Origin of the sequence: Clavibacter quasicaliforniensis, from assembly GCF_051201715.1 — a bacterium.
GTDB lineage: Bacteria > Actinomycetota > Actinomycetes > Actinomycetales > Microbacteriaceae > Clavibacter > Clavibacter seminis.
The window spans coordinates 1,500,426-1,523,767 of the sequence record NZ_CP139624.1 but is presented as its reverse complement, the minus strand read 5'-3'; the positions used below and the strand labels follow the sequence as shown (position 1 = coordinate 1,523,767).

At 73.2% G+C, this 23,342-nt stretch carries 23 protein-coding genes; 3 read left to right on the top strand and 20 right to left on the bottom strand.

What is annotated here, in order from left to right:
- Nucleotides 1-59: 59 nt before the first annotated feature.
- The gene (locus NL142_RS07375) at nt 60-1,064 is read right to left on the bottom strand and encodes a tetratricopeptide repeat protein (protein ID WP_435081510.1); all 1,005 of its coding nucleotides are present in this window, start codon (nt 1,062-1,064) and stop codon (nt 60-62) included.
- Complete coding sequence (locus NL142_RS07370) at nt 1,061-2,920, bottom strand: DUF8094 domain-containing protein (RefSeq protein ID WP_435081509.1); 1,860 nt, start codon at nt 2,918-2,920, stop codon at nt 1,061-1,063. Before NL142_RS07370 ends, NL142_RS07375 begins: the two co-directional genes overlap by 4 nt.
- Nucleotides 2,921-3,203: 283 nt before the next feature.
- On the opposite strand from NL142_RS07370, the gene NL142_RS07365 reads away from it, so the two are divergent.
- A complete protein-coding gene (locus tag NL142_RS07365; RefSeq protein WP_435081508.1) occupies nt 3,204-4,979 on the top strand; it encodes a coiled-coil domain-containing protein in 1,776 nt (591 codons plus the stop codon).
- Nucleotides 4,980-5,008: 29 nt separating this feature from the next.
- Nucleotides 5,009-6,067 carry an AI-2E family transporter gene (locus tag NL142_RS07360; RefSeq protein WP_012038079.1) on the top strand — a complete coding sequence of 353 codons (1,059 nt, stop codon included), beginning with the start codon at nt 5,009-5,011 and terminating at the stop codon, nt 6,065-6,067.
- A gap of 28 nt (nt 6,068-6,095) precedes the next feature.
- Here the strand turns inward: NL142_RS07360 and NL142_RS07355 are convergent, their stop codons facing one another.
- The 11 genes from NL142_RS07355 to NL142_RS07305 form a co-directional block, all read right to left on the bottom strand.
- A complete protein-coding gene (locus tag NL142_RS07355) occupies nt 6,096-6,830 on the bottom strand; it encodes an alpha/beta hydrolase (protein WP_435081507.1) in 735 nt (244 codons plus the stop codon).
- A complete protein-coding gene (locus NL142_RS07350; RefSeq protein WP_043587267.1) occupies nt 6,827-7,123 on the bottom strand; it encodes an Rv1322 family protein in 297 nt (98 codons plus the stop codon). The genes NL142_RS07355 and NL142_RS07350 overlap by 4 nt, the downstream gene beginning before the upstream one ends.
- Nucleotides 7,124-7,158: 35 nt before the next feature.
- The gene (locus tag NL142_RS07345) at nt 7,159-8,889 is read right to left on the bottom strand and encodes a cation:proton antiporter (RefSeq protein WP_435081506.1); all 1,731 of its coding nucleotides are present in this window, start codon (nt 8,887-8,889) and stop codon (nt 7,159-7,161) included.
- 65 nt (nt 8,890-8,954) lie between these two features.
- Nucleotides 8,955-9,569, bottom strand: a complete 615-nt coding sequence (locus tag NL142_RS07340) for an aggregation-promoting factor C-terminal-like domain-containing protein (protein ID WP_435081505.1) — start codon at nt 9,567-9,569, stop codon at nt 8,955-8,957.
- A 193-nt stretch (nt 9,570-9,762) separates the two neighbouring features.
- Nucleotides 9,763-10,308, bottom strand: coding sequence for a DivIVA domain-containing protein (locus NL142_RS07335; protein ID WP_194682745.1), 546 nt, complete (start codon nt 10,306-10,308; stop codon nt 9,763-9,765).
- A 10-nt stretch (nt 10,309-10,318) separates the two neighbouring features.
- Nucleotides 10,319-11,359: a phosphatidate cytidylyltransferase gene (locus NL142_RS07330; protein ID WP_194682746.1), complete on the bottom strand. Its 1,041-nt coding sequence runs from the start codon at nt 11,357-11,359 to the stop codon at nt 10,319-10,321.
- Complete coding sequence (gene frr, locus NL142_RS07325) at nt 11,360-11,878, bottom strand: ribosome recycling factor (protein ID WP_045929184.1); 519 nt, start codon at nt 11,876-11,878, stop codon at nt 11,360-11,362.
- Between the two features lie 152 nt (nt 11,879-12,030).
- The gene (gene pyrH, locus NL142_RS07320) at nt 12,031-12,747 is read right to left on the bottom strand and encodes a UMP kinase (protein ID WP_043587277.1); all 717 of its coding nucleotides are present in this window, start codon (nt 12,745-12,747) and stop codon (nt 12,031-12,033) included.
- Between the two features lie 155 nt (nt 12,748-12,902).
- A complete protein-coding gene (tsf, locus tag NL142_RS07315) occupies nt 12,903-13,730 on the bottom strand; it encodes a translation elongation factor Ts (protein ID WP_012038070.1) in 828 nt (275 codons plus the stop codon).
- A 111-nt stretch (nt 13,731-13,841) separates the two neighbouring features.
- Nucleotides 13,842-14,804 carry a 30S ribosomal protein S2 gene (gene rpsB, locus NL142_RS07310; RefSeq protein ID WP_043587282.1) on the bottom strand — a complete coding sequence of 321 codons (963 nt, stop codon included), beginning with the start codon at nt 14,802-14,804 and terminating at the stop codon, nt 13,842-13,844.
- A 238-nt stretch (nt 14,805-15,042) separates the two neighbouring features.
- Nucleotides 15,043-16,500: a sugar porter family MFS transporter gene (locus NL142_RS07305; protein ID WP_308726667.1), complete on the bottom strand. Its 1,458-nt coding sequence runs from the start codon at nt 16,498-16,500 to the stop codon at nt 15,043-15,045.
- A 118-nt stretch (nt 16,501-16,618) separates the two neighbouring features.
- Here NL142_RS07305 and NL142_RS07300 point away from each other — a divergent pair, with 118 nt between their 5' ends.
- Nucleotides 16,619-17,170, top strand: coding sequence for a murein hydrolase activator EnvC family protein (locus NL142_RS07300; RefSeq protein WP_435081504.1), 552 nt, complete (start codon nt 16,619-16,621; stop codon nt 17,168-17,170).
- A gap of 67 nt (nt 17,171-17,237) precedes the next feature.
- Here the strand turns inward: NL142_RS07300 and NL142_RS07295 are convergent, their stop codons facing one another.
- The 7 genes from NL142_RS07295 to lepB form a co-directional block, all read right to left on the bottom strand.
- Complete coding sequence (locus NL142_RS07295) at nt 17,238-18,215, bottom strand: tyrosine recombinase XerC (RefSeq protein ID WP_435081582.1); 978 nt, start codon at nt 18,213-18,215, stop codon at nt 17,238-17,240.
- Nucleotides 18,216-18,307: 92 nt separating this feature from the next.
- A complete protein-coding gene (locus NL142_RS07290) occupies nt 18,308-19,195 on the bottom strand; it encodes a DNA-processing protein DprA (protein ID WP_435081503.1) in 888 nt (295 codons plus the stop codon).
- 249 nt (nt 19,196-19,444) lie between these two features.
- A complete protein-coding gene (locus NL142_RS07285; protein ID WP_435081502.1) occupies nt 19,445-21,001 on the bottom strand; it encodes a YifB family Mg chelatase-like AAA ATPase in 1,557 nt (518 codons plus the stop codon).
- Nucleotides 21,001-21,357 carry a YraN family protein gene (locus NL142_RS07280; RefSeq protein ID WP_194682752.1) on the bottom strand — a complete coding sequence of 119 codons (357 nt, stop codon included), beginning with the start codon at nt 21,355-21,357 and terminating at the stop codon, nt 21,001-21,003. Before NL142_RS07280 ends, NL142_RS07285 begins: the two co-directional genes overlap by 1 nt.
- A gap of 111 nt (nt 21,358-21,468) precedes the next feature.
- Nucleotides 21,469-21,792, bottom strand: coding sequence for a DUF2469 family protein (locus NL142_RS07275; RefSeq protein ID WP_012298192.1), 324 nt, complete (start codon nt 21,790-21,792; stop codon nt 21,469-21,471).
- Nucleotides 21,793-21,865: 73 nt separating this feature from the next.
- On the bottom strand, nt 21,866-22,525 hold the full coding sequence (locus NL142_RS07270) for a ribonuclease HII (protein WP_194682753.1): 660 nt from the start codon (nt 22,523-22,525) through the stop codon (nt 21,866-21,868).
- Nucleotides 22,525-23,277 carry a signal peptidase I gene (gene lepB / locus NL142_RS07265; protein WP_194682754.1) on the bottom strand — a complete coding sequence of 251 codons (753 nt, stop codon included), beginning with the start codon at nt 23,275-23,277 and terminating at the stop codon, nt 22,525-22,527. The genes NL142_RS07270 and lepB overlap by 1 nt, the downstream gene beginning before the upstream one ends.
- Between the last annotated feature and the right edge of the window lie 65 nt (nt 23,278-23,342).

The following is a 23,342-nucleotide window of genomic DNA, read 5'->3' as shown; positions in this document are numbered from 1 at the left end:
CGTCGACGGCGCCGCACCCCTCGGGGGTGCGGCGCCGTCGTCGTGAGTGGGGACGCGCGTCAGTAGAGCAGGCGCGTGAGCTGGCGACGTGCCACGGCGACCCGAGGATCCTCGAGGCCGACGACCTCGAAGTGCTCGAGCAGGCGCTGGCGGATCGCCTCGCGACCGTCGGCGTCGGCCGAGGGGAACAGCTCGAGCAGGCGCGTGAACGCATCCTCGACGTGCCCGCCGGAGAGGTCGAGGTCGGCGACGAGCAGCTGCGCGTCCACGTCCCCGGGGGCGGCCGCGGCACCGCCGCGGATCTCGTCGGCCGCCTTCCCGTCGAGCCGCTCCAGGAGGCTCACCTGCGCGAGCCCCGCGACCGCGAGGGCGTCGCGCGGGTTCTGCGCGATGGCGGTGCGGTACTCGGCGGCCGCGGACGCGTAGTCGCCCTGCTCGATGAAGGCGTACGCCTCCGCGTGGTGCGGCGGCAGCGGCTCCTCGACCGGGGCGGCCGGAGCGGCGGATGCGTCGGGAGCCACGGCCTGGCCGGTCACGCCGTTCTGCTGCGCCAGCTCCAGCACCTGCTGGATGACGTCGCGCACCTGGTCCTCCGGGATCACGCCGGCGAAGAGGCCGACGGGCCGCCCGCCGATGAGCGCCGCTACCGTGGGGACCGTCTGCGCCTGGAACGCCTGCCCCAGCTGCGGGCTCTGGTCCACGTCGATGCGCACGAGCAGCACGCGTCCGCCCTGGTCCGTGACGACGCGCTCGAGCAGGGGCGACAGCTCGCGGCTCGAGGCGAGTCCCGTCGACACCAGCTCGACGATCACGGGCACCACGGACGAGATGTCGAGGAACTGCGTGAACGAGGCGTCGTCGGCCGCGAGCACGAGGCCGGGGACGTCCACCGTCTGCGGGGCGCCCGCGGTGCCGGCATCGACGCCCGGCGCACCGGGCGCTCCGGCCGCAGCGGCTCCGGCCGGCGCTCCCGCGGGAGCCGCCGGCGCCTGGGCGCGGTTCACGAGCGAGGACAGGTCGACGGCGCCGCGGAGGCTGGCGGCGGAGGGGGGCACGTTCGTCATGGGAGCTCCTTGGCCGAGGTGATGTGGGTGCTGGAGGCGTAGAGACGGATCTTCTCGCCCGAGTTCACGGGAGGCACGTACATGAGCATCTGCGCCGTGCGGACGGTGTCGAAGCCCTTCGCCGAGTCGGTGAGCCCGGTGATCGCCTGGACCTCGGGGTTCGCGTTGACCTTCGCGCCCTCCGCGGTCGGCTTCGCGACGATGCCGAGCTGCACGGTCACGCTGACGAGCGCCCCCGACTCGACGGTCGACATGGCGACGGGCGTGGCGGAGTCGGCCGTGGCCGCGAACTCGACCGTGCCCGTCTCCCCGATGGACGCCGGGAAGTCGACCTTGCGCTTGGCGTCCTGCGCCCGCACGCCGTCGTCGGTCGGGTCGAAGAGGGCGGCGTACTGGCTGGCGTCGCCGTTGTTGAGCACGTCGGCGTAGGCCGCGGAGAGCTGGTCGGGCTGCACGGCCAGGAGCTTCACGTCCGCCGCGAGCCGCGCCGCGCCGATGGCGGCCGGGGCCACGTCCGGCAGCGCCGCGGTGGTGGAGATGGGCATCGCGTAGAGCACGCGGTAGTTCTCGCGCGGGCTGTCCTGCACGAGCGTGAGCGACAGCGTGGGCGCGTCCTCCGTGTCCGGGTCCTTGACGACCGCGGCGACAGTGCGCGGCCAGGCCACCGTGGCCTGCGGCAGCGTCAGCTGCAGGTCGCCGGCGGGGATGGCGGGGACGGCTGCGATGTCGGGCTTGGCCTTGCGCACCTGGTAGTCCGACGTGCGCTCCTGGAGCGCCGGGCCGGCGAACCGGGGCGCGAGGGTGGCGGCGTCGAGCGACTGGTCCGCCGCGGTCGCGACCTCGGAGACGCGAGACACGATGCGCTCGGCCTGGTCCTGCGTCACGACGGGCGGATCCGCGTCCTCCGCCTGGCGGGCGGCGTCGAGCGACGAGGTCGGGGTGGGCGTCGCGGTGGATCCCACGCCCGCGGCCAGGTCGGCCGGCGCGCCCTGCGCGGTGCACCCGCTGAGCGCGAGGCCGGTGACGACGAACACGGGCAGCGCGATGCGGCTTCGACGACCGCGGCCGCGGGGCGTCACGGGTGCGGCGCCGCTGCCGGCCGTGAGGGCCGCTCGACGGGCGGCCGGGCCGATGCGCGGGATGCGCGGGCCGCCGCGTGGCGGCAGGTTGCGGCGCGGTCCGCGGCTGCGGCGCAGGTGGCGGAGCGCGAGGAGGTAGAGGACGAGTCCGACGACGAGCAGCACGATGCCGCCGACCACCAGCGGCACGACCCAGGGCGACTCGCCCTCGGACGGCCAGGAGAGCTCGACGTCCGCGGGCGCGGCGGCCCGGCCGTCGGTGGCGAGGATCAGGCTGACGTCGTCGGGGAGGCGGGTGCTGAGCTGCACCTCGCCCTGACCGGTCTGCTCGGAGAGCCAGAGGTCGGATCCGCGCGGGTCGGTGACCGTGGACGTCGCCGCGGTCGCGGTGCCCGACGCATCGGCGCCCGAGGCTCCCGCGGTGGGGCTCGGCGTGGGGGTCGGCGTGGTCGCCTCCGGCTGCACGACCTGGCTCGTCAGCGCACCCTGGTCGTCCATGGCGATGCGCGTGTAGGGGCTGCTGCCCACCCACGCCTCCACGTCCGTGGTGGGGCCGTAGGCCGCGAACACCTCGCCGTCGCCGCGGACGACCGTGTCCTGCAGGCCGGGATGCGCGTTGAGCGTCTTCCCGTCGACGATCGCGTACGCGGCGTCGCCGGTGGACGACGTGGCCGCGGTGATGCGGTCGGGTCCCGCCAGGAACGTGTGCTGGGCGATCCCCAGCCCGATCATGAGGGCCGCGACCACGAAGGTCGCGATCGCCAGGACGAATCGCACGGGTGTCTCCTCTCGTGTCGTCGCGGGCGGCGGCCGCATGAGCAGCGATCGGATGACGACCGCGGCGGCCGACGAGCACGGGTGCTCTCGCGACGCTCCGCCGTGCTGCAGGCGGACCGGCGGCGGACGACGACATCGAAGGATACCGGACGACCCTGGGAGCGCCTGCCCCGGGGGCCGCCGGCGCCGGGAGACGGACCGGGTCGCCGGCCGCCGACTCGGTAGGATCGGCACCTGCTGCGCCCCGCCCGGCGTCCGCGAGCCGCCCGCGAAGGAGTCCCCCGTGCCCCACGACGACACGCCGTTCAGCCCCGCCATGCGCGGCTACAACCGCGACGAGGTCGACCGGGCCGTCGCCGACCTGCGCCGCGAGCTCATCCGCTCGAACCAGCAGGGGGCCGAGCTGCGTGCCGAGGCCGAGCGCCTCCGCCGCAGCGAGCAGGAGCTGCGCGACGAGCTGGACGAGGTCGGCAGCCCCACGTTCGCCGGGCTCGGCAGCCGGCTCGAGGCCACGCTCCGCGTCGCCGAGGAGCAGTCGACCCGGCTGGTCGCCCAGGCGGACGCGGACGCCGGACGGCTCCGCCGCGCCACGCAGGAGGAGACGGACGCGCAGCGCGCCGAGGCCGAGGCGACCGCCCGCCACCTCGTGGACTCCGCCCGAGCGCAGGCCGCGCAGATCCTCGACGCCGCGCGCCGCGAGGCCGACGACCTGCACGAGCGAGCGGACGACCGCGCCGAGGGCCTCCGCAGCGACGCCGAGCGCGAGGCCGCCGCCCTTCTCCTCCGCACGCGCACCGAGGTGGCCGACCTCCGCGCCACCGCGGAGCGCGAGACGGACGCCCAGCGCGCCGAGGCGGCCCGCGAGGTCGCCGAGCTGCGCGCGCGCGTCGACCGCGAGACCGACGAGGCCCGCCGCGACGCCGCCGACCTCGCCCGCGACACGGTCCTCGCCCGGGGCGCCCTCGAGCGCGAGCTCGCCGACGCGCGCGCCCGGCACGACGAGTCCGTCGCCGAGGAGCGCGCGGAGCTCGACCGCGACGCGCGGGAGACGGAGGAGCGGCTGCGGCTCGACGAGGAGACCCGGCGCATCGCCCTGACCCAGCTCGAGGAGCAGAACCGCGCGGACCTCGACCGCGAGATCGAGCAGGCGCGCACCGACTGGGACCGCGAGCTGCAGGGCTCGCGCGACGACTTCGACCGCCGGATCCACGCGGAGCGCACGGCGTTCGACCGCGACGTGGAGGAGACCCGCGCCGCCCTCGAGCGGGAGATCGCCGAGACGCGCGAGGCGCTCGAGCTGGAGCTGGCGACCGCGCGGGGCGACCTCGCGCGCGACGTCGAGGAGGCCCGCACCGACCTCGCCCGCGACATCGCCCAGGGCACCGAGCGCCTGGAGCGCGAGACCCGGGCGACGCGCGCCCAGCTCGAGCTGGAGGCAGTCACCGCCCGAGCGGCCCTCGAGCGGGAGATCGCCGAGGCCGAGGCCCTGGAGGCCGACCGCCGCGAGGCCGAGCGCCTCCGCCTCGAGCGCGAGGCCGCCGAGACCCGGCGCGAGCTCGCGGCCGAGGCCGACGAGGCGCGCCTGCTGCTCAGCCGCGAGATCGAACAGGGCCACCTCGATCTCGACGCCGAGATCACCGCCCGTCGCGACCACGACGCACGCGACGCCGCGGAGCGCCAGCGCGAGGCCGCGGAGCGCACGGCCGCCTATCTCGGCGAGGCGGAGGTGCGGCTGCAGGAGGTCACCGCTCTCCTCGCCTCCACGCGCGAGGAGGCGGAGGCGCTCGCGAAGGAGAGCCGCGACGCCGCGCGGAAGGCCAGGGAGGACGCCGACCACGACGCGCGCGCCGCCATCGCCGACGCGGAGCGCCGCTCCCGCGACACCGTCGCCGACGCGGAGCGCCGCGCTCGCGAGACCCTCGCCGACGCGGAGGAGCGCCTCGACCGCATTAGGATCGAGCGCGAGTCGGTGGCCGCGTACCTCGAGAACGTCCGCGGAGTGCTGACCCAGGCGGACGACTCCTCATCCGACGACGACGAACCCCGCGCCGCGCGCTGAGCGCGCGCCGACTCGAGAAGCCCTGAGACGTGAAGATCCAGAACCCCTACCGCCTCGGCCTCCTGGCCGGTCTCGGCGTGCTCACCGCCCTCGTCATCGGCGGCGCGCTCGTGTCGCTCGGCACCGTCCTCACCTACGTGGGCACGGCCATCTTCCTGGCCCTCGGCATCGATCCGCTCGTGACCTTCCTCGAGCGCAAGGGCGTCCCGCGCCCGGTCGCGATCCTCGTCATCTTCCTGGTGCTGCTCGGCTCCCTCGCCGGCGTGCTGCTGGCGGTCATCCCCGTCGTCGTGAACCAGGCGAGCGCCCTTGTCACCCAGATCGTCCAGTACGCGCAGAGCGTGAGCGGCGACCAGTTCATCGAGAACCTGCAGTCGTTCGTGCCGCGCGAGGTCTTCGACGTGCAGACAGGCGCCGACCAGCTCGTCCAGTACCTCTCCAACGCCTCGAACGTGGCGACCATCACGGGCAACGTCATCACCGTCGCCTTCACGATCGGCAACTTCCTCTTCGGCCTCGTGATCGTCGTGATCCTCACGATGTACTTCACGGCCTCGCTCAACTCCTTCAAGAGCGGCCTGTACAAGCTCGTGCCGGCCACGCGGCGGGCGCGCTTCGCCGACATCGCCGAGCAGATCACGCAGTCGGTCGGCCGCTACGTCATGGGCCAGGTCGGGCTCGCGCTCTGCAACGGCGTGCTCAGCTTCGTCTACCTCAGCATCGTCGGGGCAGCGCTGCCCGCGGTCTGGGCGTTCATCGCGTTCCTGTTCTCGCTGCTGCCGCTCGTGGGCACGATCACGGGCTCGGCGCTCATCGTGCTCGGCCAGATCGTGCTGCTGCCGGAGTCGATGAACACGTGGATCGCCGTGGCGATCTACTACCTCGTCTACATGCAGATCGAGGCGTACGTGCTGAGCCCGAACATCATGAACCGGGCGGTCAAGGTGCCCGGCGTCGTTGTCGTCATCGCTGCGCTCACGGGCGGGACGCTGCTCGGGGTGCTCGGCGCGCTCATCGCGGTGCCGGTGGCCGCCGCCGTGCTGCTGATCATCCGCCAGGTCGCGGTCCCGCTGCAGAACGAGCGCTGACCGCGGGTCCTGGGGATCCTCCGCGGGCTCAGCGCGCGATCGGCCACTCCGTCGGCAGCGGCAGCGCACCGGGTGCCACGGTGCGCACGATCTCCGTGAGCACGCGCGAGACCTGCGTCTCCCCCACCCACAGGTGCTTGGCGCCGTCCACCGCGATGAGCTCCGCCTCCGGCACCGACGCGAAGCGCTCGCGCGCCTCGGCCGGCTGCAGGAAGTCGTCGTGCTCCGGCACGAGGATCACGAGGCGACGCGGATCGCCGTGCCACGCGGCCACCTCGTCGGCCGTCGCGCGGTGCAGGGGCGGCGACAGCAGGATCGCGCCCTCGATCGGGTGCCCGCGACCGTGCTTCAGCGCGATCTCGGTGCCGAAGGACCAGCCGACGATCCACGGAGCGGGCAGGCCGCGCGCCGCCACGAGGTCCATGGCGGCGGCCAGGTCGAACCGCTCGGCGTCCCCGCCGTCGAACGCTCCGTCGCTCGTGCCGCGCGCGGACGTCGTGCCGCGCGTGTTGAAGCGCAGCACCGCGAGCCCGGCCATCGCGGGCAGGCGGAGCGCGGCCTTCCGGAGGACGTGCGAGTCCATGAAGCCGCCGGCCGTGGGCAGCGGGTGCAGCGTCACGAGCGTCGCCACGGGGTCCCGGTCGGCGGGGAGCGCGAGCTCCCCCACGAGCCGCAGCCCGTCGGCGGTCACGAGCTCGACGTCCTCGCGTCGAGCGGGCAGCTCGGTGGAGCTGGTGATGGGGCGGGGCGCGATGTCCGTCATGAGACCTTCCAGCAGTGGGTGTGCCAGTGGCGGCGGGCGGCGAGGTCGCTCTGCTCGCCCATCATGCCGTCGGCGCGCCAGGCGACGACGTGCGCGTGGCCGGGCTCGATGTCGAGGGTGCAGCCGGGGCAGCGGTAGACCTTGAGGGCACGCGCCGCCGAGACGGGCTGCACGTTCCAGACGCGGCCGCGGCGGGTCTCGGTGTGCTGCGAGCCGCTGAGGAGGCGCGTGAGCACGTCCTCGTCGTCCTCCTCACGCGCGCGTCTCCCCCGGGGTCGATTGCTGCGCGGCATGATCCGATCCTAGGCGGCGTCGCGGGCGGGTCCGGTCAGCCGGCGTCCGCCTGGCGACCGAGACGGGCCTCCTCCTGGTCGAGCATGCGCTGCGCCCGGGCGAGCACGCGGGACGGGTGCTCCCCCGTGCCGCGCGCCTCGAGCAGGGCCGCGCGCTCGGCGTCCAGGACATGTCGTCGGAGCATCAGGTACGCGGCGCGGGGGCTGAGGGGCGCGTCGTCGTCCGCCGCCATGGCGTCCGCGCGCTCCGTCACCCACTCGGCCTTCAGCGCCGTGTCGCGGCGCACCCGCTCGACGACCTCGTCGTCCACCGTCGTCCCCTCCGGCAGCTGACGCACGCCTTCGTCGACCGCGCGGATCCCCGCCTCGGCCAGCTCGGAGACGAGCTCCGCGAGCTGCCGCTGGTCCTCGACGGCGTCGCTGCCGCGGATCCCGCTCAGCCGGATGACCGCAGGCAGCGTGCCGCCGTTGACGAGCAGCGAGACGATCGCGACCGTGAAGGCGATGAGCACGAGCTGCGCGCGGTACGGCGTCCCCGACGGCAGCGACTGCGCCGCCGCGAGGGTCACCACGCCCCGCATGCCCGCCCAGCCGAGCACGAGCCCGCCGCGCCAGCCGAGCCCCTGCGAGCGGAGGGCCTGCAGGTCGGCCCGGCGTCGTCGGAGGATCCGCGCGGCGGCCCGCTCCCGCCGTGACGGACGATCGTCGCCGCGCTCCCGGCGCAGCCGCTCGAGCCCCCGCCGCACCCGACGCGTGCGCGCCGCGACGTGCTCCTCGTGCCGCCGGAGGCCCAGCAGCAGCGGCACCAGGAAGCCGAAGCGGATGAGCGTCAGGACGACGAGCGTCAGTATCCCGTAGGCCACCGCGGTGTCCACGCCGAGGTCGGCCTCGTGCACCTCGTCGATGATGTCCCGGAGCTCCAGCCCCATCACGAGGAAGACGCCGTTCTCGAGCAGGAACAGCACGGTCCGCCAGTTCAGCCGCTCGTTGATGCGCGACTGCGCCGACAGGGTCGAGGCGCTCCGATGGCCCGACCAGATGCCCGCGGCCACCACCGCGAGGACGCCGGACGCCCCGACCTCCTCCGCGGGGATGAAGGCCACGAACGGCACGGCGAAGGAGATCGCGGTGTCGAGGACGGGGTCGTCGAGCCGTCGACGCACCTCGGTCGTGACGATGCCGACAGCCACGCCGATGGCGAGGGCACCCACCGCGGAGAGCACGAAGCCGCCCGCGGCCTGCCACAGGTCGACGGATGCGCCGACGGCGGCGATCGAGGTCCGCAGCAGGACGAGCGCCGTCGCGTCGTTCACGAGACCCTCGCCCTCGAGGACGGTGACGAGGCGCGGCGGCAGGCCGAGCCGGCGCGCGATGCTCGTCGCGGCCACGGCGTCGGGCGGGCTGACCACGGCGCCGAGGGCCAGCGCGCCGGCGAAGGACAGGTTCGGGAAGAGCGCGTAGAGGAGCAGGCCGATCCCGAAGGCCGACACGAGCACCAGCACCACCGAGAGGCTGACGATCGTGCGCAGGTTGCGCCTGAGGTCCACGAGCGGCACCGTCACGGCCGCGCCGTACAGCAGCGGCGGCAGGATGCCCGCGAGGATCAGCTCGGGCGGCACCTCGACGGGCGGCACGCCCGGGAGGTACGAGATCCCGACCCCGACGAGCACGAGGACCAGCGGCGTGGCGACGCCGATTCGCCGCGCCAGGAGCGTGACGGCCACGAGGGTCGCGATCCCGGCGACGCCTAAGCCCGCGTAGTCCATGCTCAGAGGCTAGCCCGACGGGACGGGCCCCCGACGCACCGTCGCCGCTGGGCCAGGTGCGGTCGTCAGTACCAGTTCTTGAGGACGCTGTGCGCCTTCGCGCCGCACGGCGAGCCGTAGCGCGAGTCGATGTAGCCGAGGCCCCACGTGATCTGCGTGGCGGGGTTCGTCTGCCAGTCAGGCCCGGCGGACGCCATCTTGCTGCCGGGGAGGGCCTGCGGGATGCCGTAGGCACCGCTGGGGTTGTACGCGTTCACCCGCCAGCCGGACTCCTTGGTCCAGAGGTAGTCGAGGCACGCGTACTGGTCGTCGCCCATGCCCTGCGAGGCGAGGATGCTGCGCGCGATGCCCTTGGCGCTTCCCGGATCCGGGATGGCGATGGCACCGCCACCGCCGGAGCCGGACGACTTCCCGCCGGAGCCCGACCCGGTCGACGGCGACGGGGTCACGACGGGAGGCGGGGGCGGCGGGGCCGCGACGGACTCGAAGCCGGGCTCGATCTCCACGGCCGTGTCGGCAGTGGTCACCGTGAGGGACTGCGCGTCGGCGCGGGCCAGCTGGGCGACCGTGGCCTGGTACTCCTGGTACTGCGGGTTCGCGACCGCGCCGGACGTGGGATCCACGACGTTGACGAGCATGAACGCCGCAGCGGCGCCGAATGCGATGGTGGGGGCGGCCACGCGCGAGAACGCCGAGCGCCGTCGGGGAATGGCCCTCGGAGCGGTGGTGAGCGGCTGGCGAGGAGCGAGATCGTTCGTGTGTCTACCCATGGCTCCGCACGACTTTACCCAACCGTTACCCGGATGGCGACTCCCGGACCGGATCGGGGGCGTCCTGCCAGGCGGATCGCGCCGGGGAGGAGCGGCGGATGGATCAGCGGACGGCGTTCATGACGTCGATGACGGCGTCCAGGAGCAGGTCGACCTGCGCCTCGCGGTAGCCGCCGCGGCGCGGATGGAACGCCACCGTGCGCACGTCGTCGACGCTCATGGGCTTGGTGCCCCGGAAGTACTTGGCGACCCGGTCCGCGAAGCGGTCGACCTCGCGGCGGTCGTACCCCGTGGTCAGGAGCCCGGCGCGGTCGAACCGCTCCCCCGTCGGCCGGCTGACCCGGTCGAGGATCTCCTGCGCCGCGCGACGCGCCTCCGCGTTCCAGGCATCGGCACCCACCCGGGCGATGGTGCGGTCGCGCTCCCGGACGGCGAAGGCGTCCTCCAGGCGCTCGAGCACGCGATCCACGGCGGCGGCCGAGTAGCCCCCGCGGCGCATGTCGAAGGACACCCGGCGGATGGTCTCGGAGGTCAGCGAGCGGTCGGCCTCGTCGTCGTAGCAGCGGCGCGCGTCGCGCAGGAAGGCGTCGACCTGGTCCGGGTCGTAGCCGCGCTCGCGGCGCCCGGCGCTCGGGAAGGTGGTGGTCATCCGGGACATCCTACGAGGAAGCTCCCGTGACGATGAGGAACAGCGCATAGGCCACGGCGGCCGACGGCAGCACGGAGTCGAGGCGGTCGAGGAACCCGCCGTGGCCCGGCAGCCATGAGCTGATGTCCTTGACGCCGAGGTCGCGCTTGATGAGCGACTCGGCCAGGTCGCCGAGGGTCGCGGTGACCACGATGACGAGGCCGAGGATCACGCCGAACCACCACTCCTGCTGGATCATGAACAGCGAGAGCAGGATCCCGGCGAGCACCGCGGCGACGACAGCGCCGGCGAAGCCCTCCCACGTCTTCTTGGGGCTGATCGTGGGCGCCATGGGGTGCTTGCCGAAGTTGAGCCCGGCGACGTAGGCGCCCGTGTCGCAGCACACCACGAGGATGAGGAAGGCGAGGGTCCACCACTCGCCGCCGTCGCCCGCCGTCAGCAGCACGGCGAACGATCCGAGCAGCCCCACGTAGGCGAGCAGGAAGACGCTCGAGCCGATGTCGCCGACGACCGCGCGCGCGGAAGTCCGCCGTGCGGGCAGCGCCTGCTCCGCCACGCGCCAGAGCGCGACGAAGGCCATGGCACCCAGGAGGCCCAGCCACTGCCCGTCGGGTCGGCCGAAGTACGTGATGGGCATGAGCGCGACGACCGCGATCACCGAGCCCACGCGCGGGACGCGGCGGCCGGCCTGGCGCAGCGCGGTGGCGAGCTCGTAGGCGGTGAACGCGACGAGGGCGACGGCGATGACCAGGAAGAGCTGCTTGACGACGACGAGGCTCACGAGGACGACCCCGCCGAGGAGGAGTCCGACGCTCACCGCGAAGAGCAGGTTGCGCCCCGTGCGGGCGTTGATGCGGTCGTTCGTCGCCTCGAGCGAGGCGCGGGTCGCCCGGACCTGCGCCGTCAGGTCGGCACGCGTGGCCTGCACCTGCGCCTCGAACTCGGCGCGCGTCACGCGGCCGCGGTGCCGCCGGATCCGCGGAGCGCCGTCGGGGCCCGACGCGGGCGGCACGACGGGCGCCCGCTCGGCGGGATCCTCGGGGCTGGCCACCTAGACCTCGAGGAGTTCGGTCTCTTTGCGCTTCAGCGCGTCGTCGACCTGGTCGGTGTGCGTCTTGGTGAGGGCCTCGAGCTCCTTCTCGCCGCGCGCGACCTCGTCGTCGCCGACCTCGCCCTTGAGCGCGTCCAGCTCGTCCTTGGAGCGGCGGCGGATGTTGCGGACGCTGACGCGCCCCTCCTCCGCCTTGCCGCGGACGATCTTGACGAATTCCTTGCGGCGGTCCTCCGTGAGCTCGGGGAGCGTGAGCCGGACCATCTCGCCGTCGTTGCCGACCGTCGCGCTGAGGTTCGGGACGTTGACGAGTGCCTTCTCGATCTCCTTGAGGGCCGTCTTGTCGTAGGGCGTGACGATGAGGGTGCGCGCCTCGGGGTTGTTCATGCTCGCGAGCTGGCCGAGCGGCGTCGGGCTGCCGTAGTACTCGACCATCACCTTCTGGAAGAGGGCGGGGTTGGCACGACCCGTGCGCACGCTCCCGAAGTCCTCCTTCACCGCCTCGACGGCCTTGCCCATCCGGTCTCGGGCATCTGCGAGGACTTCGGCGACGGTCACGGGTTCTCCTTCGGTAGCACGGGCGCGGTGGGCGCCCGGTCGATCTTAACGCGGATGGGGAGGCGCTCCGGCCGCGACTCGGCCCCTCGGGGCCGCCGGCGGAGCGCCGTCCGTCAGTTGGAGACGATGGTGCCGATGCGCTCGCCCCGGATCGCGCGGGTGACGTTGCCGCCCGGCTCCATCCCGAAGACGACCATCTTCATGTCGTTGTCCATGCAGAGGCTGAAGGCGGTCGAGTCGACGACCTTCAGTCCGCGCTGCAGGGCGTCCTGGTACGTGACGGTGTCGAGGAGCGTGGCGGACGAGTCCGTGCGCGGGTCGCCCGTGTAGACGCCGTCGACGCCGTTCTTCGCGACGAGGACCTCGACGGCCTGGATCTCGAGGGCGCGCTGCGCAGCCACGGTGTCGGTCGAGAAGTAGGGAAGACCGGCACCGGCGCCGAAGATCACGATGCGGCCCTTCTCGAGGTGCCGGACGGCGCGGCGCGGGATGTACGGCTCGGCGACCTGGGTCATCGAGATGGCGGACTGGACGCGCGTGGCGGCGCCGGCCTGCTCGAGGAAGTCCTGCAGGGCGAGGGCGTTCATCACGGTGCCCAGCATGCCCATGTAGTCGGCACGACCGCGGTCCATGCCGCGCTGCGACAGCTGCGCGCCGCGGAAGAAGTTGCCGCCGCCGACGACGATGGCCACCTCGACGGTCTTCGCGGCCTCGGCGATCTCGCGCGCGAGCGCGCTCACGACGTCCGGGTCGACGCCCATCTGCCCGCCGCCGAAGGACTCCCCGGAGAGCTTGAGGAGGACGCGGCGGGTGGTGGTCTGATCGGTCATAGGTGCTGTTCCCGTCCTCGCGTTCCGGTCGCCGGATCCGGCCCCGGTCCAATGTACTGTGCTGCCCGGCGGGGGCGGCGGCGCCTCGCGACCGCCCTCCCGGACATGGAGAAGGGAGCCCGGGTCGCATGCGACCCGGGCTCCCCGTGGTGGTGCTAGGCGCCGACCTTGAAGCGGGCGAAGCCGGTGACCGTGAGGCCGGCGGCCTCGACGACCTTCTTCACGGACTGCTTGTTGTCCTTCGCGTAGTCCTGCTCGAGGAGCGCGACCTGCTTGAAGAAGCCGGTGAGGCGACCCTCGATGATCTTCGGCAGGGCGGCCTCGGGCTTGCCCTCGTTGCGCGAGATCTCGGTGACGATGGCGCGCTCGGCCTCGACCTTGTCCGCCGGGACGTCCTCGCGGGCGAGGTACTCCGGGTTGGCGAACGCGATGTGCTGGGCGATGCTGCGCGCGGTCTCCGCGTCGGTGCCGCTGTAGTCGACGACGACGCCGACCTGGGGCGGGAGGTCCTTCGACGTGCGGTGGAGGTAGACCTCCTGGTGCTCGCCGGCGAGGCGGGCGACGCGGCGGAGCGCGATCTTCTCGCCGAGGATCGCGGCCTGGTCGCTGATCAGCTGGTCGACGGTCTGCTCGCCCGCGGGAGCCTGGAGGGCCTCCTCGACGGTGGACGCGCCGGCCGCGACGACAGCGGCGAGGACGGACTCGGACAGCGCGATGAACTTGTCGTTCTTGGCGACGAAGTCGGTCTCGCACGCGAGCTCGATGAGGGTGGCGGCGCCGTCCTGCGTGGACGCGGCGACGAGGCCCTCGGCGGTGGAGCGGTCGCCGCGCTTGGCGTTGCCCTTCTGGCCCTTGAGGCGCAGGATCTCGATGGCCTTCTCGATGTCGCCGTCTGCTTCGACCAGCGCGTTCTTGCTGTCCATCATGCCGGCGCCGAGGCGGTCGCGCAGCTCCTTGACGTCAGCGGCAGTGAAGTTCGCCATGCTCATGGACTCCTTCTGTAGGTGGTGATCCGGGGTTCTCCCGGAGGTGAGTGCCCGACGGGCGGGCGCGGTTCCCCGCGCCCGCCCGTCGGGATGATGCGTGTGGTCGGACTACTCGGAGACCGTGGCCGTCGCGGCGGGCGCTGCCTCGGCCTCGGTCGCCTCGGCCTCGATCTTCGCCTCGGTGGCGTCGTCGGACTCGGGGGCGTGCACGGGGGCGGGGACCTCGTCCTCGGACTTCGCCTCGTTCTTGGCGGAGACCTCGGCGTCGACGTCGTTCTCCTCGACGGGCAGCTCGGCCTTGGCGGCGTCGCCCTGCTCGAGCAGCTCGCGCTCCCAGTCGGCCAGCGGCTCGGCCGGGGCGGAGCCCTCGGCGTCGGGCTTCTGGTGGCGCTGGATGAGGCCCTCGGCCGCGGCGTCGGCGATGATGCGCGTCAGCAGCGCGACGGAGCGGATCGCGTCGTCGTTGCCCGGGATCGGGTACTGGACCTCGTCCGGGTCGCAGTTGGTGTCGAGGATGCCGATGACCGGGATGCCGAGCTTGCGCGCCTCGTCGATCGCGAGGTGCTCCTTCTTGGTGTCCACGACCCACATCGCCGACGGCGTCTTGGTCAGGTTCCGGATCCCGCCGAGGCTCTTCTCCAGCTTGTCGCGCTCGCGACGCTGGATGAGGAGCTCCTTCTTGGTGAAGCCGCGCGTCGTGTCGTCGAAGTCGACGAGGTCGAGCTCCTTGAGGCGGTTGAGGCGCTTGTGCACGGTCTGGAAGTTGGTCAGCAGACCACCCAGCCAGCGCTGGTTGACGTAGGGCTGGCCGACGCGCTGCGCCTGCTCGGCGATGGACTCCTGCGCCTGCTTCTTGGTGCCGACGAAGAGGATGGTGCCGCCGTGGGCGACCGTCTCCTTGACGAAGTCGTACGCCTTGTCGATGAGGGCCAGCGACTGCTGCAGGTCGATGATGTAGATGCCGGAGCGCTCGGTGAAGATGAAGCGCTTCATCTTCGGGTTCCAGCGCGTCTTCGGGTGACCGAAGTGGACGCCGCAGTCGAGCAGCTGGCGGATGGTGACGACGGCCATGGCCGTACTCCTGTTCCGGCGCGCGCTGTCGCGGCGCGCCTCGTCGGTTCGCTCGGCGGTCGGGACGACCGCTGATCCTGGTGCCCGGCGCGCATCCGCCCCTTCGGCGACAGGGATCATCGCCACGAGGGGACCGAGTGGATGCGGCGGCCTGATGGGCACGCGTAGTCACCCGACCTGGATCGGGTGCTGGTCGATGGTACCACCCGCCGGAGGATCGACGGGGCGGCGCGACGGATCAGGCGCGCGCGGCCTTCGAGCGCTTCTTGGGCTTGTCGACGAACAGCGTCTCGGCCTCCTCGAGCGACATCCCGTTGGTCTCCGGGATCTTCGTGAGCACGAATACGAAGGACAGCGCGGCGAACGCGGCGTACATGCCGTAGGTGAAGGGCAGCGAGAAGGCGGACAGCGCCGGGAACGACACGGTGATGACGAAGTTCGCGATCCACTGGGCCATGGCGGCGACGCCGAGGGCCTTGGCGCGGATCCGGTTCGGGAAGATCTCGCCGAGCAGCACCCAGACGAGCGGACCCCACGAGGCGCCGAAGCCGATGACGAAGACGTTGGCGGCGATGATCGCGATGACGCCGAAGGGCTGCGGCAGGGCCACGTCGCCGTCGACGGTCGACGACTGGCTGAAGCAGATCGCCATCACGGCGAGGGACACGGCCATGGCCAGCGAGCCGGACAGGAGGATCGGGCGACGGCCGATGCGGTCGACGAGCGCGATGGCGATGAAGGTCACGGCGACGTTCGTGACCGCGGTGATGACCGACGTGAGCAGCGACTGGTTCTCGTCGAAGCCGACGGCCTGCCAGAGCGTCGTGGAGTAGTAGAAGATCACGTTGATGCCGACGAACTGCTGGAACACGGACAGGATGATGCCGATCCAGACGATGCCCTGCAGGCCGAGCTTGTTCCCGCGGAGGGTGCCGGTGCGCTTCGCGACGCGGTCCTCCTCGATCTGGCGCTCGAGGTCGCGGCTCGCTCGGTCGATGTCCTCCTGCTTCCAGACGCTCGCGAGGATCGACTGCGCCTCGTCCTTCCGGCCCTTCTCGACCAGGAAGCGCGGGGACTCCGGCAGGCGGTACGCGAGGACGCCGTAGATCACGGCGGGGATCGCGCAGACCAGGAGCATCCAGCGCCAGGCCTCGAGGCCGAACCAGAACTCCCCGGAGGCTCCGTCCGCCGCGGCGGCGAACACGGCGTCCGAGAGGAGGGCCGTGAAGATGCCGAGCGTGATCGCGAGCTGCTGCAGCGACGCGAGGCGGCCGCGGAGGAGCTTCGGCGAGATCTCCGCGATGTAGGCGGGGGCGACGACCGACGCGATGCCGATGCCGAGGCCGCCGATGACGCGCCAGATCGTGAGGTCCCAGACGCTGAACGCGAAGCCGGAGCCGAAGGCGCTGATGAAGAAGAAGCCGGCGCCGATGATCATGGTCCACCTGCGGCCGATGCGGTCGGCGATGCGACCCGCGAGGTAGGCGCCGAGCGCGCAGCCGAGGAGCGCGCTGGCCACCGCGAAGCCGATGAGCGTCTCGCTCAGCTCGAACCGGCCCTGGATCGCGGAGACCGCGCCGTTGATGACCGAGGAGTCGAACCCGAAGAGGAAGCCACCCACCGCGGCCGAGACGGCCAGGCCGATCGCGCGTCGTTGGAGCTTCTTGTCATCCTGGGGGGTCGTCGTCTCGTTCACAACGGACCACTCTGCCACTTCTCCGCCGGGGCGGGCACCGGGCGAGGATCCGGCGTCGCAGGGGGCATGATGCGGCCGACCGGAGGCCGGGACGCGTCCGCCGGGGAAGGGGATGCGCATGCGCGGCGGTACGGCACGACGGAGGGCATGCGCGGCGGCGCTCGTGGTGGGGCTGCTCGTCGGCGGGACGACGCCGGGCCGCACCGCACGCGCTTCGGCGGATGCGCCGCCTGCCTCGTCGTCCGACGCCGCGACGCCGCGATGGGAGTGGCCGGTCGATCCGCCGCATCAGGTCACGCGTCCGTTCCAGGCGCCGACCACGGCGTACGGTCCTGGCCACCGGGGCATCGACGTCGCTGTCTCCCCCGGCGGCGAGGTCCGCGCTCCGGCCGCGGGCACCGTCTCCTTCGCCGGCGTGGTCGTGGATCGCCCGGTCGTGAGCATCCGGCACGCGGACGGCTACGTGTCCTCCGTCGAGCCGGTCGTCCCCCTGGTCGCCGCGGGCGACGCGGTGGTGGCCGGGCAGGTCATCGGCACGCTCGCCGCGGCGCCTCGCCACGAGCCCGACGGCGGGCTGCACCTCGGGGCGCGCCTGCACGGCGACTACGTGGATCCGGCCCTGCTGCTGGCCGCGCTGCAGCACGCGGTGCTGCTGCCCCTGGATCCCTGAGGCGGCCTCGACCCCGGCGTCTCCGGAGGGAGCACGCGCTCGATCCGGTCGCGCGCGCCCGTGCGGGTCAGGCGCGCGGGTGGGCTCCCTCGTAGCTGCGCTGCAACCGCTCGATCGAGACGTGCGTGTAGATCTGCGTCGTCCCGAGGCTCGCGTGGCCGAGCATCTCCTGCACGGTGCGGAGGTCCGCTCCCCCGTCGAGCAGGTGCGTCGCCGCCGTGTGCCGGAGGGCGTGCGGCCCCTGCGGCCCCGATCCGGGGATGTCCGCGAGCAGGGAGGCCACGAGGCCGTAGACGGCGCGCGAACCCAGCCGTCCTCCGCGCGCCCCGAGGAACAACGCCGTCCCGGTCCGTGACGAGACGAGCCCGGGACGGCCTCGCGCGACGTAGGCGTCGAGCGCCTCGGCGGCGGGGACTCCGAACGGCACGACCCGCTCGCGATCGCCCTTGCCGACCGCGCGCACCGTGAGGCGGGAGGCGTCGACGTCGCCGAGATCGAGGCCCGTCAGCTCGGAGACCCGGAGCGCGGACGCGTAGAGCAGCTCGATGACGGCGAGATCCCGGAGCGCGGCGGGGTCGTCCTCCGCAGCCCGTGCGGCGAGTCGGGCGAGGAGGGCCGACATCTGCTCGCGCGCCAGCACCCGAGGGAGATGGGATCCCGCCCGCGGCGCCTTGAGCCGCACGGCCGGGTCGGCGTCGACGCGGCCCGTGCGGAGGAGCCACGCGCCGAAGCCCCGCACGGCGGCCGAGCGTCGCGCCAGCGTCGCGGGCGCCAGCCGTGCCTGGGATCCGCGCCACAGCCAGTCGCGCAGCACCTCCAGGTCGAGGGCGGCGGACGTCGCGACGCCCTGGCGGGCGGCGTGCGCGGCGAGGTCCCGCAGGTCGGCGGAGTAGGCCCGCACCGTGTGGGCGGCGCTCCCCCGCTCCCGGACCATGGAGGTCCCGAATGCGGCGATGTCGTCCGTGAGCGTAGTCGTGGCACCCGCGCCGCGCGAGGACCGCGGACCTCCGCCCTCGCCCCCGACGCGTCCGCCGTCGACCCGCACCCTGTCCATCCACGAAGGCTACGTGGATCCGCGCGCCGTGCGGCGCGGGCTCACCTGCGGACACGAGGTCGCCTGTCCGGGGGCCGGACGCGTCACCGGGATCCGGATCGCCGCACCCATCCCCCGTCCGGTCGGGCCACTGCCCCCTCGAGCTCGAGCATGCCCAGCACGGAGGAGGTCTCGGCGAGCCCGAGACCAGCTCGCGCCGCGACGTCGGCGGTCTCGCGCCCGCGTCGGACGGCGAGGGCGTCCAGCACGCGCACGACGCGCGGATCGCCTCGGACCTCAGCGGTGCGCGTGCCCGCGCGGGCGGCGTCGGGTGCGCTCGGCGCGGTGCGAGATGGCGCATGCGGGGCTTCCGGATCACGGACCTGCGCGCCCGACCCGCTCCAGCCCGGCAGCAGCTCCATCACATCGTCGGCCGACGTGATGCACACCGCCTGGGACTCGCGGAGGAGACGGTGGCACCCCGATGACGACACGCTCGTCACCGGGCCCGGCACGGCCCCGAGCGGCCTCTCCAGCGCGACCGCGTGGTTCGCCGTGTTCAGCGACCCGCTGCGCGCACCCGCCTCGACGACGACGGTGGCCGCGCTGACCGCGGCGATGAGGCGATTGCGCAGGAGGAACCTCCAGCGCGTCGGCGAGGCCCCGCACGGCAGCTCGGACACCACCGCCCCGTCGCGTCGCATCCGCGCGAAGAGCTCCGTGTGACCGGACGGGTAGAGACGGTCGACGCCACCCGCGAGGAACGCCACCGTGCGCCCCGTCGACCTCGCCGACGAGCGCAGCGCGCCCGTCCGCCTCCAGGTGGAGCCCGGCGTCGAGCATCGCCCCGACGACCGCGTCGGCCGAGCAGCCGTCGACCACGGAGGCCAGCGCCGCGCAGGCGCCGAGCACGCCGATGACCGCCCCGGCGACGCGATCGCCGGGCTCGGCGATGCCGGACCACGTGCAGCGCGCCGCCACCTCCTCCGCATCAGCGTCGCTCGAGTCCGCGCCCGGACATGCGGCAGCGGGGCGGAGCGCGGCCATCAGCTCCCCGAGATCGCTCGCCGGGAGTCCGAGACGGGCGACGGCGCGCGCACGTGCCGAATCGGGCCCCGCGATGCTGCTCCGCGGTGCTTCCGCGGGCCGAGCTCGGCCTCCCGAGCGGGATGGGGAGCGGTGGACCGCCCCCTCGGAGGCATGCGCGTCGTCCACCACGCTGCCTCCGTCGCCGCCGGCGATCACGACGCGCCTCGCAGCAGGAGGGCCCGGCCCAGATGATCCGCGTCGGGGCTCGACGCGCCCTCCAGGTCCGCGAGCGTCCACCCGATGCGGAGGACCCGGTCGTAGCCGCGCATGGTGAGGAGCCCGCGGTCCAGCGCTCGATCGAGGGAGGCCGTCGCGCCGCGGGCGATGCGCGCCTCGCGCCGGAGCCAGGTGCCCGAGACGTGGGCGTTGGTGCGCCACGGCGTCGCGGCCCATCGCTCCGCGGCCGCCGCACGAGCTGCGGCGACCCGCAGCCGCGCAGCCCGCGTGGTGACGCGGGGTGCGTCTCCCGCCGCCAGGTGCACGGCCGTCGTGACCCGACGGACGCCGAGTCGGATGTCCATGCGGTCCATGAGCGGGCCGGAGAGCCTGGCCAGGTAGCGCCGTCGAGCCTGGGGCGGGCACGAGCAGTCAGCACCCGCGACGCCGTACGAACCGCACGGGCACGGGTTGGCCGCCATCACCAGCTGGAAGCGCCCCGGGAAGTGGGCGACGCCGTTGGCCCGGTGGATGCTGATGACGCCCGACTCGAGCGGCTGCCTCAGGCAGTCCAGCACGGCGCCCGCGAACTCCGGCGCCTCGTCGAGGAAGAGCACTCCCCCGCTGGCGCGCACAGCCGCCCCCGGACGGATGCGGCCGCTGCCGCCGCCCACGATCCCCGCGGCGCTGGCGGTGTGGTGCGGGGCCTCCAGGGGCGGACGAACGGGCAGCTCGGGTCCCAGCCGCTCCCCGCAGAGCGACCGGATGCAGCCGACCTCCAACGCGGCCTCCTCGTCGAGGTCGGGCAGGAGGCCGGGGAGCCGCTGCGCGAGCATCGTCTTCCCCGCGCCGGGCGGTCCGAGCAGGAACATGTGGTGCCCGCCCGCCGCGGCGACCACGAGCGCCTCCACGGCCTCCTCGTTGCCGACCACGTCACCCAGGCACGGCTCCGCGGCCTCCGGGCCGCCGAGCACGCGCGACGGTCCGGTCTCCGTGGACGCCGCGGGGATGGCGTCGACCTCCTCCGGCTCCGGCTCGAGCTCGGCGCCGTGGTGGATCGCCGCATCCCGCAGCCCCGCCACGGGTATGACGCGCATGTCGGGCACGAGGGACGCCTCGTCCGCGTGGCAGCGCGGCACCATCACCCGCCGGACACCGGCACGACGCGCCGCGAGGACGGCGGGCAGGATGCCGTGCGTCGGCCGCAGCCTCCCGTCGAGGCCGAGCTCGCCGAGGTGCACGGTGCCGGCGACGGACTCCGCCGACACCGATCCGCCCGCCGCGAGGACCGCCAGGGCGATCGCGAGATCGAAGCCGGAGCCGTGCTTCGGCAGGACGGCCGGCGAGAGGTTGACGGTGACCCGGCGGACCGGGAACTCGCATCCTGCGTTGCCTGTCGCGGCGCGGACCCGCTCGCGCGCCTGGCTGAGCGCGGCGTCCGGCAGCCCGATGAGCACGAATCCGGGGAGCTGGCTCGTGATGTCGGCCTCGACATCGACCAGGGCTCCGTCGAGGCCGGAGAGGGCCACGGCGAGGGTGCGACCGACGGCCATCAGCAGGCGCTCCGGACGACCTCGACCGACGGCTGCCCGCCCCGGGGCCAGACCACTCCCACGACGTCGATCCGCACGGGCCCGCGCCGCTCGGGGTGCGCCTGGCACCACAGGCCCGCGAGGACCCGCAGCCGCGCGGCCTTCGCACGCGTGACCGCCTCCAGCGGATGCCCGTACCCCAGCCCCGCGCGCGTCTTGACCTCCACGAGCACGGTCGTGCCCGCGTGCGTCATCACGAGGTCGATCTCGCCCTCGCGGCACCGCCAGTTGCGCTCGACGAGCGTGTACCCGCGCCCGATCAGATGCTGCGCGGCGAGCTCCTCGCCGCGTCGTCCCAGGTCCTGCTCGCGTGTCATGCGCACCTCCGCGAGGAGGATGCGCCACCGCAGCACCGTGGTCGGCCATGGGCTGCGAGGGCGTGCGGTGCGCGTCGGGCGAGCGCCTGGGGAGGGATCCCGTCAGGAGCCCTACTCGTCGATGGCGAGCTCCTTGGGGAGCTCGAACTCCTTCGCCGACAGCTCCTCGACGTTCACGTCCTTGAAGGTGAGCACGCGGACGGACTTCACGAACCGGTCCGAGCGGTAGACGTCCCAGACCCAGACGTCGGTCATGCTCAGCTCGAAGTAGAAGTCGTGCTCCGTGTCGCGCCGCACGAGCTCGACCTCGTTGGCGAGGTAGAAGCGCCGCTCGGTCTCGACCACGTACTTGAACTGGGACACGATGTCCCGGTACTCCCGGTAGAGCGCGAGCTCCACCTCGCGGTCGTAGTCCTCGAACTCGTCGTCATCCATGGTCCGTCGATCCTAACCGCCCGCGGGGCCGCCCTCCGCCGAGGGAGCCGACCCGGGCATCCCTCCCCGTGCGTCAGCGCGTGGCGTCCCCGAGCACGCCGGAGAGCCACGTGCGCCGGTGGAGGGGCGAGGCACCACGTGCCCGGATGGCGTCGAGGTGCGCGGCGCTGCCGTAGCCCTTGTTGCCCGCCCACCCGTACTCGGGCAGGTCCTCGTGCCAGACGGCCATCATGCGGTCGCGCTCCACCTTGGCGAGCACGGAGGCCGCGGCCACCGAAGCGCAGTCGCGGTCGGCCTTCACGCGCAGGCGCACGGGCACGGGGTGGGCGAGATGCGGCGTGAGCCAGTCGTGCGCACCGTCCAGCAGGACGACGCTGGCCAGCAGCGGGACGCCGGCGTGGTGCAGCTCGACGAGCGCGCGGCGCCCGGCGAGGCCGAGGCAGGCCGTGATCCCGAGCTCGTCCACCTCGGCCGCGGAGGCCATGCCGATGGCCGAGTGCCGGACCCACCCGGCGACGACCGGGTGCAGCGCCTCGCGGCGCTTCTCGCTGAGCATCTTCGAATCACGGAGACCGGGCGGGAATCCCACGGCGTCCGGCCCCACGACGGCCATGCCGACGGCGACGGGCCCCGCGAGCGCTCCTCGGCCCACCTCGTCACAGCCGATCACGAGGGCGGCACCCGCGCGGAGGAGCTCGTGCTCCAGATCGAGGGTGGGATCCGCGACCGGCATCAGCCGGCGGGGACCGCGTCGGGCACGTCGCCGAACGTCTCGGGGTGGTCGCTGAGGATGGACCAGCGGTCGATGGGCCAGGTGATGACGAACGCGCGACCGACCACGTGGTCGATCGGCACGAAGCCCTTCGTCGGCCCGTCCTGGTTGTAGCGCGAGTCCCAGGAGTTGCCGCGGTTGTCGCCCATGACCCAGAGCGAGTCCGCGGGGACGGTGACGTCGAAGTCGACGTCGGACGCACGCGTGTCCCCGGGGACGAGCTTGATGTACGGCTCGTCCAGGGGCACGTCGTTGACGCTCATCTGGCCGAGGGAGTTGCAGCAGACGACGTGGTCGCCCGGCAGGCCGATGAGGCGCTTGATGAGGTGGTCGTTGCTGTCGGACGCCGACAGTCCCACCGTGGTGAGGGCCCAGTCGACCGCGGCCGCGATGGGCGGCTTGTCGACCTCGGGAGAGGGCGTGAGCCAGCCACCCGGATCGCGGAACACGACGACGTCCCCGTGCTGCAGCGGCATGAGCCGCGGGGTCAGCTGGTTCACGACGATGCGGTCGTCGATCTGCAGCGTGTCCTCCATCGACGCGGAGGGGATGTAGAACGACCGGATCAGGAACGCCTTGATCAGGATCGATACGAGGAGGGCCACCACGAAGATGACGAGGACGTCCCGGAGGAACGTCTTCCATCCACGCGACCCGTTGCCGCTGTGCCTGCCCGAGGATCTCGTCTCCATGGGCGCCGTGCTGTCTGTCATTTAACCGCCTGAGCTCCCGGCAAGCATATGCGCCGGGAGCTCAGTGGGATGACAGGTGGGGATGC

What these genes read in the sequence shown, in the direction of transcription:
- NL142_RS07375 (WP_435081510.1), bottom strand. Translation starts at nt 1,064, where the DNA reads ATGACGAACGTGCCCCCCTCCGCCGCCAGCCTCCGCGGCGCCGTCGAC.
- NL142_RS07355 (WP_435081507.1), bottom strand. Translation starts at nt 6,830, where the DNA reads ATGACGGACATCGCGCCCCGCCCCATCACCAGCTCCACCGAGCTGCCC.
- NL142_RS07350 (WP_043587267.1), bottom strand. Translation starts at nt 7,123, where the DNA reads ATGCCGCGCAGCAATCGACCCCGGGGGAGACGCGCGCGTGAGGAGGAC.
- NL142_RS07345 (WP_435081506.1), bottom strand. Translation starts at nt 8,889, where the DNA reads ATGGACTACGCGGGCTTAGGCGTCGCCGGGATCGCGACCCTCGTGGCC.
- NL142_RS07335 (WP_194682745.1), bottom strand. Translation starts at nt 10,308, where the DNA reads ATGACCACCACCTTCCCGAGCGCCGGGCGCCGCGAGCGCGGCTACGAC.
- frr (WP_045929184.1), bottom strand. Translation starts at nt 11,878, where the DNA reads ATGGGCAAGGCCGTCGAGGCGGTGAAGGAGGACTTCGGGAGCGTGCGC.
- pyrH (WP_043587277.1), bottom strand. Translation starts at nt 12,747, where the DNA reads ATGACCGATCAGACCACCACCCGCCGCGTCCTCCTCAAGCTCTCCGGG.
- tsf (WP_012038070.1), bottom strand. Translation starts at nt 13,730, where the DNA reads ATGGCGAACTTCACTGCCGCTGACGTCAAGGAGCTGCGCGACCGCCTC.
- rpsB (WP_043587282.1), bottom strand. Translation starts at nt 14,804, where the DNA reads ATGGCCGTCGTCACCATCCGCCAGCTGCTCGACTGCGGCGTCCACTTC.
- NL142_RS07300 (WP_435081504.1), top strand. Translation starts at nt 16,619, where the DNA reads ATGCGCGGCGGTACGGCACGACGGAGGGCATGCGCGGCGGCGCTCGTG.
- NL142_RS07290 (WP_435081503.1), bottom strand. Translation starts at nt 19,195, where the DNA reads ATGCGGAGGAGGTGGCGGCGCGCTGCACGTGGTCCGGCATCGCCGAGC.
- NL142_RS07285 (WP_435081502.1), bottom strand. Translation starts at nt 21,001, where the DNA reads ATGGCCGTCGGTCGCACCCTCGCCGTGGCCCTCTCCGGCCTCGACGGA.
- NL142_RS07280 (WP_194682752.1), bottom strand. Translation starts at nt 21,357, where the DNA reads ATGACACGCGAGCAGGACCTGGGACGACGCGGCGAGGAGCTCGCCGCG.
- NL142_RS07275 (WP_012298192.1), bottom strand. Translation starts at nt 21,792, where the DNA reads ATGGATGACGACGAGTTCGAGGACTACGACCGCGAGGTGGAGCTCGCG.
- NL142_RS07270 (WP_194682753.1), bottom strand. Translation starts at nt 22,525, where the DNA reads ATGCCGGTCGCGGATCCCACCCTCGATCTGGAGCACGAGCTCCTCCGC.
- lepB (WP_194682754.1), bottom strand. Translation starts at nt 23,277, where the DNA reads ATGACAGACAGCACGGCGCCCATGGAGACGAGATCCTCGGGCAGGCAC.